9 protein-coding genes are annotated in these 10,059 nt (G+C 73.2%); 3 read left to right on the top strand and 6 right to left on the bottom strand.

Annotated elements, in window-relative coordinates:
* Window positions 1-5: 5 nt before the first annotated feature.
* From B446_RS23475 to B446_RS23460, 4 genes are all read right to left on the bottom strand, one after another.
* Window positions 6-1,487 carry a GntP family permease gene (locus B446_RS23475; RefSeq protein WP_020941918.1) on the bottom strand — a complete coding sequence of 494 codons (1,482 nt, stop codon included), beginning with the start codon at window positions 1,485-1,487 and terminating at the stop codon, window positions 6-8.
* 152 nt (window positions 1,488-1,639) lie between these two features.
* Window positions 1,640-2,050: a RidA family protein gene (locus B446_RS23470; protein WP_020941917.1), complete on the bottom strand. Its 411-nt coding sequence runs from the start codon at window positions 2,048-2,050 to the stop codon at window positions 1,640-1,642.
* On the bottom strand, window positions 2,047-2,811 hold the full coding sequence (locus B446_RS23465) for an IclR family transcriptional regulator (protein WP_020941916.1): 765 nt from the start codon (window positions 2,809-2,811) through the stop codon (window positions 2,047-2,049). The genes B446_RS23470 and B446_RS23465 overlap by 4 nt, the downstream gene beginning before the upstream one ends.
* Entirely contained in the window at window positions 2,808-3,902 is a 1,095-nt protein-coding gene (locus B446_RS23460; protein ID WP_020941915.1) for a sugar kinase, read from the bottom strand. Before B446_RS23460 ends, B446_RS23465 begins: the two co-directional genes overlap by 4 nt.
* A 158-nt stretch (window positions 3,903-4,060) precedes the next feature.
* Between B446_RS23460 and B446_RS23455 the strand changes: the two genes are divergently transcribed.
* Both B446_RS23455 and B446_RS23450 read left to right on the top strand, forming a co-directional pair.
* Window positions 4,061-5,338 carry an amino acid deaminase gene (locus tag B446_RS23455; RefSeq protein WP_020941914.1) on the top strand — a complete coding sequence of 426 codons (1,278 nt, stop codon included), beginning with the start codon at window positions 4,061-4,063 and terminating at the stop codon, window positions 5,336-5,338.
* A gap of 25 nt (window positions 5,339-5,363) precedes the next feature.
* Complete coding sequence (locus B446_RS23450) at window positions 5,364-6,974, top strand: N-acyl-D-amino-acid deacylase family protein (protein WP_020941913.1); 1,611 nt, start codon at window positions 5,364-5,366, stop codon at window positions 6,972-6,974.
* A 31-nt stretch (window positions 6,975-7,005) separates the two neighbouring features.
* Here B446_RS23450 and B446_RS23445 read toward each other — a convergent pair whose 3' ends face one another.
* Entirely contained in the window at window positions 7,006-7,839 is an 834-nt protein-coding gene (locus tag B446_RS23445) for a trypsin-like serine peptidase (protein WP_020941912.1), read from the bottom strand.
* A 130-nt stretch (window positions 7,840-7,969) separates the two neighbouring features.
* Window positions 7,970-8,716: a hypothetical protein gene (locus B446_RS23440; RefSeq protein WP_234967541.1), complete on the bottom strand. Its 747-nt coding sequence runs from the start codon at window positions 8,714-8,716 to the stop codon at window positions 7,970-7,972.
* 126 nt (window positions 8,717-8,842) lie between these two features.
* Between B446_RS23440 and B446_RS23435 the strand changes: the two genes are divergently transcribed.
* Window positions 8,843-10,054 carry a pyridoxal phosphate-dependent aminotransferase gene (locus B446_RS23435; RefSeq protein WP_020941910.1) on the top strand — a complete coding sequence of 404 codons (1,212 nt, stop codon included), beginning with the start codon at window positions 8,843-8,845 and terminating at the stop codon, window positions 10,052-10,054.
* Window positions 10,055-10,059 lie beyond the last annotated feature (5 nt).

Here is a 10,059-nt window from a genome sequence, read left to right as displayed (position 1 = left end):
ACTGCCTACACGAACACGCTCACCGCCGCCGCCACCGCGAACCCCGCCACGGAGAGCACCGACTCCAGGACGGTCCAGGTGCGCAGGGTGTCGCGTTCGCTGATGCCGAAGTACTTGGCGACCATCCAGAAGCCGCCGTCGTTGACGTGCGAGGCGAAGATGGAGCCCGCGGAGATGGCCATGATGACGAGGGCGACGAAGGCCTGGGAGTGGTGACCCTCGGCCAGCAGCGGCGCGACGATGCCGGCCGTCGTGACGATGGCGACCGTCGCCGAGCCCTGGGCGACCCGCAGCACGAGCGAGATCAGGTACGCCAGCACGATCACCGGCAGGCCGACGCCGTCGAAGGTGTCGGACAGGGCCTGCGCGACCCCGCTCGCCTTCAGCACGGCGCCGAAGACGCCGCCCGCGCCGACCACCAGCAGGATGTTGCCGACCGGCTTGAGGGACGAGGTCGACACGGACTCCAGGGACTTACGGGACCAGCCGCGCCGGATGCCGAGCAGGTAGTAGGCGAGCAGCAGCGCGATGGTGAGCGCCACGAAGGGGTGGCCGAAGAACTCCAGCACCGAACGGCCCGGTGACGGGTCCAGGGCGATGGAGGAGAAGGTGGCGGCGAGGATCAGGACCAGGGGCGTGCCGATGATGGCGAGGACCGTGCCGAGCGGCACGGGCGTCTCCCGCGGCTCCACGCCCTGGGCCCGCTGCTCGGCGAGGACGGCCCGCCTGGCCTCCTGAGCCGCCTCGACCATGTCCTGCGGTACGGCGACGAAGATCCGCCTGCCGATCCAGGCGGAGTAGGCCCAGGCCGCCAGGACGGCCGGGACGCCGCAGACGGCGCCCATGAGGATGACCCAGCCGAGCTGGACGTGCAGCAGTCCGGCGGCGGCGACCGGGCCGGGGTGCGGCGGCAGGAAGGCGTGGGTCATGGACAGGCCCGCGAGGAGCGGCAGGCAGTAGAGCAGGATCGACTTGCCGCCGCGCTGGGCGGCCGCGTAGACGAGCGGCGCGAGCACGAAGATGCCGACGTCGAAGAAGACCGGGATGCCGAAGATCAGGCCGGTCAGGCCCATGGCGAGGGGAGCGCGCCGCTCGCCGAAGAGGCCCAGCAGCCGGGAGGCCAGCACCTCGGCGCCGCCGCTGACCTCCAGGATCGCGCCGAGCATGGTGCCCAGGCCGATGATGACGGCGACGTGGCCGAGGATGCCGCCCATGCCGGACTCGATGGTGGAGACGGCGTCGGAGCGCTGGACGGTGCCGAAGAGTTCCGTGACCGAGAGGCCGGCCAGCAGGCCGACGGCTATGGAGACGGCGAGCAGGGCGACGAACGGCTGCAGCCGGACCTTGATGATCAAAAAGAGCAGCAGGGCTATGCCGACGGCGGCGACCGTGAGGAGTCCGGCGGTGCCGTCGACGAGGAGGAGCAGTCCTCCGGTGTGGGGTGGAGCGGCGGGGGCGGGGGCGGGGGCGGCGAGCGGAACGGGCATACGGGGGTCCTCTGGGTAAGTGCATCGTGCTTTCGGGCAGGGGGCGGCGCGGCACGGCACCCGGAGGGGGTGCCGTGCCGTGCGGGAGGTGCGGGAGGTGCGGGATCGGCGGGGGTCGGCGGACTCGGCCGGACGCGCGCCGGAGGGGGCCGTCAGCTCAGGACGGCGAGGGCGTCGATCTCGACGAGGAGACCGGCCGGGAGACCGACGTAGACCGTGGTGCGGGCCGCGGGCGGCTGGGTGAGGTTCTGCTCCCCGAAGTACGCGTTGTAGATCTCGTTCATCTCCGGGAAGTGGGCCACGTCCGTCAGGTAGACGCGGATCATCATGACGTCGTCCCAGCTCGCGCCGCCCTCTTCCAGGATCGCCTTGACGTTGGCGAGGGTCTGCAGGGTCTGCTCGCGCAGGGTGGGGCCGGCCGGCGTGGGGGGCTTGCCCTCCTCGGCGGGCAGGAAGCCGACCTGGCCGGCGACCTGGAGGATGTTGCCCTTGCGCACCCCGTGGGAGAACTTCGCGGGCGGAGTGGTGTGGGTCTTCGGGGTGAGCGCGATCTTGTCGGTCATACGGTGCGGTCCTTCACTGGGGTTCTTCCGGAGTACTCGCCGCTGATCGCGTCCGCCGTACGGCGCACCTGCGGGAGGAGGGAGAGGAGTTCCTCGGCGGTGACGACGACGTTCGGCGCGGAGACCGACATCGCGGCGACCACCCGGCCGTCGGCGCCCCGGACGGGGGCCGCGACGCAGTTGATGGACTCCTCGTGACCACCGAGGTCGGTGGCCCAGCCCTGTTCGCGCACCTGCTCCAACTCCCGCAGGAACGCGGTGGCGTCGGGGGTGGAACGGGCCGTGTACAGGGGATAGTCGAGCTTCTCCGCGAGGGCGCGGCGCTCGGCCTCGGGCAGGTCGGCCAGGAGCAGCTTGGCGACCGCGGCGACGGTGATGGCGACGGGCTTGCCGATCCGCGAGTACATGCGGACCGGGTAGCGGCTGTCGACCTTGTCGATGTAGAGGACCTCGTTCTCCTCGTGCACCGCGAGGTGCACGGTGTGGCCGACCTGCTCGTTGAGGCGGACCAGGTGGGGGTGGGCGATCTCGCGGATGTCGAGGTTCTCCATCGCCTCCTGGGCGAGCCCGAAGAGGCGGGCGCCGAGGCGGTAGCGCTGGTCGGACTGGCGGTAGACCAGGCCGTGTTCGTGCAGCGTCCGCAGGAGGCGCAGGGCCGTGGACTTGTGGACGCCGAGCCGGTCGGCGACCTGGCCGAGGTCCGCGGGGCCCTCGGCGAGCAGCGGCAGGATGCTCAGGGCGCGGTCGACGGTCTGACTCATGGGGTGTTCGCCTCCTCCGGGGCCCGTGCGGCGTCGGTCCAGCCGGGGCCGAGTCGAAGTCTCCCCCATGCCCCGTCGTCCAGGGCGGCCAGCCGGTCGGCGTGGCTCCGGGTGGGCGGGGCGGCGAGGTCGCCGGGGACGGTGAGGGTGGCGGCCGCCATGAGGTGGCCGTGCCGGAGCCGGTCGCGCAGCGGCAGCCCGCGCAGGGTGCCGGAGAGGAAACCGGCGGCGAAGGCGTCCCCCGCGCCGACGGTGGCCACGACGTCCACGGCCGGGGCGGGCTGGAAGACGGGCCGGGTGCCGTCGAGGTCGCCGTCCCCGCGCGCGAACACGGTCGCGCCGCCGCTCCCCTGTTTCACCACCAGCAGGCGCGGCTCGGGCAGTGCCGCCCGGACCGCCCCGGGTCCGCCGCCGGTCCCCCACGCCTGCTCGGCCTCGTCCTCGCCGACGAACACCAGGTCGGCGCGGCGGGCGAGGCCGAGCAGCACCCGGGCCGCGGCGGGGTCGGGCCACAGGCCGGGGCGGTGGTTGACGTCGAAGGAGACCAGGGGGCGGCCTGCGGCGGGCGCGGTGAGGACGCGCAGCAGGTCGAGGCAGTCCCCGGACAGCGCTGCCGTGATGCCGGACAGGTGCAGCACGCGCCCGGCGCGGACCGCGGCCAGGTCCACGGTGCCGGGGCTCATCGCGGAGGCCGCCGAGCCCGCCCGGTAGTACGCCACCTCGTGGCCGTCCGTCCCGCGGTCCCCGGCGGTGCGGAAGTACACGCCGGTCGGCCGGGCGGTGTCCCGTCCCACGTGGGAGACGTCGACCCCGTACCGCCCGACCGTCTCCACCAGGTGCTGCCCGAACCCGTCGGCGCCCACCCGGCTCACCCACCGGGCCGAGTGGCCGAACGCGCCGAGCGCGCAGGCCACGTTGGACTCCGCTCCGCCGATGCCCCGGTCGAAGGAGGGCACGTCGGCGAGGCGGCCGGGGCGGGTGGGCAGGAAGGTGACCATGGACTCGCCGAGCGCGACGACGTCGACGACGTCGACGACGTCGACGACGTCCGTGACGTCGGGTGTGGCGCTGAGGTGGCCGTCGGCGGTCACGATGGGAGAGGCTCCTCGTCGGTCGTGGGGCGGTGGTCGCCGGTCGCCGGGTGGCGGCGGATTCGTTGACCCCGTGTCGGCCGAGATGTTAGACAGCACTGAGCGACATACGCAACGGACGTTGCATATAACGCAACGCACCAGATCAGGAGGCTTGGATGGCCCGCGACACCGGCACCGAAGCGCTCACCCACCTCGCCGAGGACCGGGTCGACCACCGCTTCAAGGGCCTCCCGCCGGACGCCGTGGGCCTGACCGTCGCCGAGCTGGCCGGCCAGCGCCGCAACCTCTTCACCGACGGCTTCACCACCCCCGTGCTCGCCCTGTCCGCCGAGCGCCTCGCACACAACCTCGCGCTCATGGAGACGTACGCGGCCCGGCACGGCCTGGCCTTCGCCCCGCACGGCAAGACCTCGATGGCCCCGCAGCTCTTCCACCGGCAGATCGAGCACGGCGCCTGGGGCATCACGCTGGCGGTGCCGCACCAGGTGTGGGTGGCCCGGGCGTTCGGGATCGAGCGGATCTTCCTGGCCAACGAGCTGGTCGACCCGGCCGCCCTGCGCCGGATCGCCGACGACCTGGCGGCCGACCCGGACTTCCGCTTCGTCTGCTACGTCGACTCCGTGCGCGGGGTGGAGCTGATGGACGCGGCGCTGTGCGGCGCCGCCCGCCCGGTGGACGTCGTGGTGGAGCTGGCCGCGGGCGAGGGCGCCCGTACCGGCGTGCGCACCGAGGCGGAGTGCGCCGCCGTCGCCGACGCCGTGGCCGCCACGGCGACGCTGCGGCTGGTCGGGGTCGCGGGGTACGAGGGCGAGGTGCCGCGCGCCGACCACGAGCGGGTGACGGCCTATCTGCGGCGGCTGACGGCGCTCGCCGCCGGCCTGGACAAGGACGGACGCTTCGCCGGCGCGGAGGAGATCGTGGTGAGCGCGGGCGGCAGCGCCTGGTTCGACGCCGTCGCCGAGGTCTTCGCCGAGCTGCCCGCGCTGTCCCTGCCGGTCCTGAGGCTGCTGCGGTCGGGCGCGTACGTCTCGCACGACGACGGGCACTACCGCAGGCTCACCCCGTTCGCCCGGGTCCCCGGGGAGGGCGCCCTGGAGCCGGCCTTCCGGCTGTGGGCGCAGGTCGTCTCCCGCCCCTCTCCCGAGCAGGCCTTCGCCAACGCGGGCAAGCGGGACGCGGCCCACGACCTGGACCTGCCCGAGGCCCAGGTGGTCCGCCGGGACGGCACCGAGCGGCCGGCCTCCGGGGTGAGCGTGACCGGCCTGTCCGACCAGCACGCCTGGCTGCGCACGGAGGCGGAGGCGGACCTGGAGGTGGGCGACTGGGTCGGCTTCGGCCTCTCGCACCCCTGCACGTCCTTCGACAAGTGGCAGCTCATCCCGGTGGCCGAGGCGGACGGCACGGTCGTGGACTACATCCGCACGTTCTTCTAGCCCGTACGTCCTTCGAGGGAGTGTCATGGAGGACCTGGTCATCCGGGACGCCGACGTCGTCGACGGCAGCGGCGCCGGCTCCTACCGCGCCGACGTGGTGGTCGACGACGGCCGGATCGTGGCCATCGTCAAGGAAGCGGCGGCGGCCGGCTGCCAGCGGCCCCACGCCCGGCGGGAGCTGGACGCGGAGGGGCTGGTCCTCTCCCCCGGCTTCATCGACATGCACGCGCACTCCGACCTCGCCCTGCTGCGCGACCCCGACCACAGCGCCAAGGCCGCGCAGGGGGTCACGCTGGAGGTGCTCGGCCAGGACGGGCTGTCGTACGCCCCGGTGGACGACCGCACGCTGGAGGAGGTCCGCCGGGCGATCACCGGCTGGAACGGCTACGGCGAGGACGTCGATCCCGACTGGCGCTCGGTGGGCGAGTACCTGGACCGGCTCGACCGCGGGATCGCCGTGAACGCCGCCTACCTGGTCCCGCAGGGCACGGTCCGCGCCCTCGTGGTCGGCTGGGAGGACCGCGCGGCCACCCCGGCGGAGCTGGACCGGATGCGGCGGCTGGTGGCGGAGGGCCTGGAGCAGGGCGCGGTCGGCCTGTCCTCCGGGCTCACGTACACGCCCGGCATGTACGCCGGGGACGCCGAACTGACCGAGCTGTGCCGGGTGGTGGCGCGCTACGGCGGCTACTACTGCCCGCACCACCGCTCCTACGGCGCCGGCGCGCTGGAGGCGTACGCCGAGATGGTGGCGCTGACCCGGGAGGCGGGCTGCCCGCTGCATCTGGCCCACGCGACGATGAACTTCGGCGTGAACCGGGGCCGGGCGCCCGAGCTGCTGGCCCTGCTCGACGAGGCGCTGGACGCGGGCGCCGACATCACCCTGGACACCTATCCCTACACCCCCGGCTGCACCACGCTGGCCGCATTGCTGCCCAGCTGGGCGAGCGAGGGCGGCCCGGAGGAGGTCCTGGCCCGGCTCACCGACCCGGCGGCGGCCGAGCGGATCCGGCACGACCTGGAGACGACCGGCTCGGACGGCTGCCACGGCGTGCCCGTGGAGTGGGAGACGATCGAGATCTCCGGAGTGGCCGACCCGGCGCTCGCGGACCATGTCGGGCGCACCGTGCGGGAGTCGGCGGAGCGGCGCGGCGAGAGCCCCTGGGCGACCGCGCGCCGGCTGCTCGTCGAGGACCGGCTCGGCACGACGGTCCTCCAGCACGTCGGGCACGAGGAGAACGTCCGCGCCATCATGCGGCACCGCGCCCACACCGGCGGCTCGGACGGCATCCTGCGGGGCGCCAAGCCCCACCCGCGGGCCTACGGCACCTTCCCGCGCTATCTCGGGCACTACGTGCGGGAGCTCGGGGTGCTGACGCTGGAGGAGTGCGTCGCGCACCTCACCGGGCGCCCGGCGGCCCGGCTGCGGCTGCCGGACCGCGGGCTGGTGCGCGAGGGCCACCGGGCCGACCTGGTGCTCTTCGATCCCGCGACGGTGGGGCCCGGCGCGACCTTCGCCGAGCCCCGGACGCTCCCGACCGGGATCCCGCACGTCCTGGTCGACGGCCGCTTCGTCATCGAGGACGGCCGCCGCACGGACGTGCTCACGGGCCGGGCGGTCCGCCGGACACCGGTGTGACCGCCCGGCCCGGCGCCAGGTCGTGTCCGGCCTACGGCTTGGGCAGGACGCAGCCGGCCGCGCTCAGGTCGAGCCTGTTGCCCGTGGTGAAGCACGCCGGGATGAGGTAGGTCTCCTCGGCGTAGTTGATGCCCTGACGGACGGTCACGTTGCCGCTGGCGTCGACCTCGCAGGGGTTGTTCTCGGTGCAGCGCTGGCCGTCCTCGTTGCCCGTGTTGTTGACGGCGACCACCTTGCCGGTGTTCGTGTCGATCACGGGCGAGCCCGAGGTGCCGCCGATGGTGTTGCAGGCGGAGGTGTAGCGGACGGAGTCCTTCCAGGTCCAGTCGCCCTCCTTCAGCCGGTACACGAACCCGTCGATGTTGCAGCTGTAGGTGCGCTTCCAGTAGCCGGAGACGACCTTGATGGCGGTGCCGGCGGTCGGGTGCGTGTCCTGCACGGTGAGCGGGCTGATCCCGTAGGTGCTCCTGATCGCCGCGTAGGTGGTGGTGGTGCGGTAGATCGTGACGTCCGTGTCCGTCATGGTCGAGTAGACGACCTGGTTGGCGCGGAGCGTGCCGACCCGGCTGCCGGAGGCGTTCAGCAGGCCGAAGCTGCGGCTGGAGGACTGGCCGGTGATGACCTGGCCGGGTGCCGGGAAACCGGTCTCCAGGCAGTGGCCGTTGGTCAGCACCAGCGCCGGGTCGGTGTCCGCGGAGTTCGGGAAGCGGATGACCGAGCCGGAGCAGTTGCTGAGCGAGACGGTCCCGGCGAAGTTGACGGTCACCGCCGCTGCCGCCTTGGCCTGGGGAGCGGCGACCGCGGGAGCCGCACCGACCCCGGCGATCGCCAGGGAGGAGAGTGCGGCCAGGAGAGGCTTGTTCATGTGGGGGTCCCCTCTGCAGACGTGAGCGACCGGAGATCTTCCGGCCGCCCGCTGTCTTGTCATGAGCATTCTCACGAGAGGGGCATGCCTGGGCAAGGAGGCGTAGGCGATCGGTTTGCCCGACGGCCCGTCAGTTCAGTCCGCTCCCGGGCCTTTTGCCGCCGCCGTGGCCGTGGCCGTGGCCCGGGTGCCCGGAGGTCCAGGAGGCCGTCGGCGTGCTGGTGAGGGTCGGTTCGGGCGAGGCGGACGGCGATCCGGAGGGCGTGCCGGGCGGTGTCGTGGGCGCGTGCGTCGGCCCGCCGGCCGGCGCGGTGGTGGAAGCGGGCGCCGAGTCGGCCGTGCGCGTGGGCGCGGCGGGCGGCGCGGAGACGGCGCCGGGCGCGCCGCTGGTGGCGGTGGCGGCCGGCGAGCCGCTCTTCGGCCGCGCGGACGCGGCGTCGGGCGAGACCCGGCCCTCGCTCGCCGGGTGCTGCCGGCCGCCCGGGGAGCCGGAACCGGTCAGCGCGGCGATCACCGCGACGGCGCCGGCCGTGCCGAGCACCCCGGCGACGACGGCGACCCGGCGGCGCCCGCCCCGCCGGCGCCGCCGCCGCAGATCGGCGCGGCCCGGCCCGCCGGCGGGCTCGTGCGGCGCCGGCGCCGGGGACACCGGCGCGGGCCCGGGCCCGGGCTCCGCCACGGGTATCCGGACCGGCGGCAGCTCGCGGGTCTCGTCGTAGGCGTTCTGCCAGCCATGGGCGGTGGCCGGGTCGGCGTACTCGTCGTACGACGGGGCCGGCGCGTTGCGCGGGTGGTACACGTTCGGTGCGCCCCCCGGTTCGCCACCCGCTCCGTGCGCTCCGGACGCCCCCGCCCCTTGGTCGCGTTCGGTGGACATGGGCGCGAATTCTAGAGACGTGAGGGACGCCTGTGACAGCTACCGGCGATAACGGCGCAAAACTCCTTGTCTCACGTGGCGGATAACACGGCCCATGAGGCGTTACCGGGCCGTAAGCTCACGGTCATGCAGGTGATCCAGTCGACGAAGCTCGCCAACGTCTGTTACGAGATCCGGGGGCCGGTCCTCGAGGAGGCGATGCGGCTGGAGGCGGCCGGTCACCGCATCCTGAAGCTGAACACCGGCAACCCCGCCGCCTTCGGCTTCGAGTGCCCGCCGGAGATCCTGGAGGACATCCTCCGCAACGTCTCCACGGCGCACGGCTACGGCGACGCCAAGGGCCTGCTGGCCGCCCGCCGCGCGGTCGTCATGCACAACCAGACCCTCGGCGTCGAGACGGACGTCGAGCACGTCTTCATCGGCAACGGCGTCTCCGAGCTGATCGTGATGGCGATGCAGGGCCTGCTGGACGACGGCGACGAGGTGCTCGTACCGGCTCCGGACTACCCGCTGTGGACCGCCGCCGTCTCCCTCTCCGGAGGCACCGCCGTCCACTACCGCTGCGACGAGCAGTCCGACTGGATGCCCGACCTCGCCGACGTGGAGCGCAAGGTCACCGACCGCACCAAGGCGATCGTGATCATCAACCCGAACAACCCCACGGGCGCGGTCTACGACGAGGCGGTGCTCAAGGGCCTGACCGACATCGCCCGCCGCCACAACCTGCTGGTCTGCTCCGACGAGATCTACGACAAGATCCTCTACGACGGTGCCACGCACACCCCGACCGCCAGGATCGCCCCCGACCTGCTGACCCTCACCTTCAACGGCATGTCCAAGGCCTACCGGGTGGCCGGCTACCGCGTGGGCTGGATGTCGATCTCCGGCCCGCGCGCGCACGCCGACTCCTACATCGAGGGCCTGACGATCCTGGCGAACATGCGCCTGTGCGCCAACATGCCGGGGCAGCACGGCGTGGTCGCCGCGCTCAGCGGCCGCCAGACGATCGACGACCTGGTGCTGCCGGGCGGCCGGCTGCTGGAGCAGCGGGACGTCGCCTACGACCTGCTCACCCAGATCCCGGGCGTGAGCTGCGTTCGCCCCAAGGGCGCGCTGTACCTGTTCCCGCGCCTGGACCCCAAGGTCTTCAAGATCCGGGACGACCGGCAGATGGTCCTCGACCTGCTGCGCCAGGAGAAGATCATGGTCGTCCAGGGCACCGGTTTCAACTGGCCCGAGCCCGACCACTTCCGTGTGGTGACCCTGCCCAACGCCGGCGACCTCCGGGACGCGGTCGGCCGGATCGCGAACTTCCTGGACGGTTACGGCCAGCCGTAGCGCAC

Origin of the sequence: Streptomyces collinus Tu 365, from assembly GCF_000444875.1 — a bacterium.
GTDB lineage: Bacteria > Actinomycetota > Actinomycetes > Streptomycetales > Streptomycetaceae > Streptomyces > Streptomyces collinus_A.
This window is presented reverse-complemented; position numbering and strand designations above follow the sequence as displayed.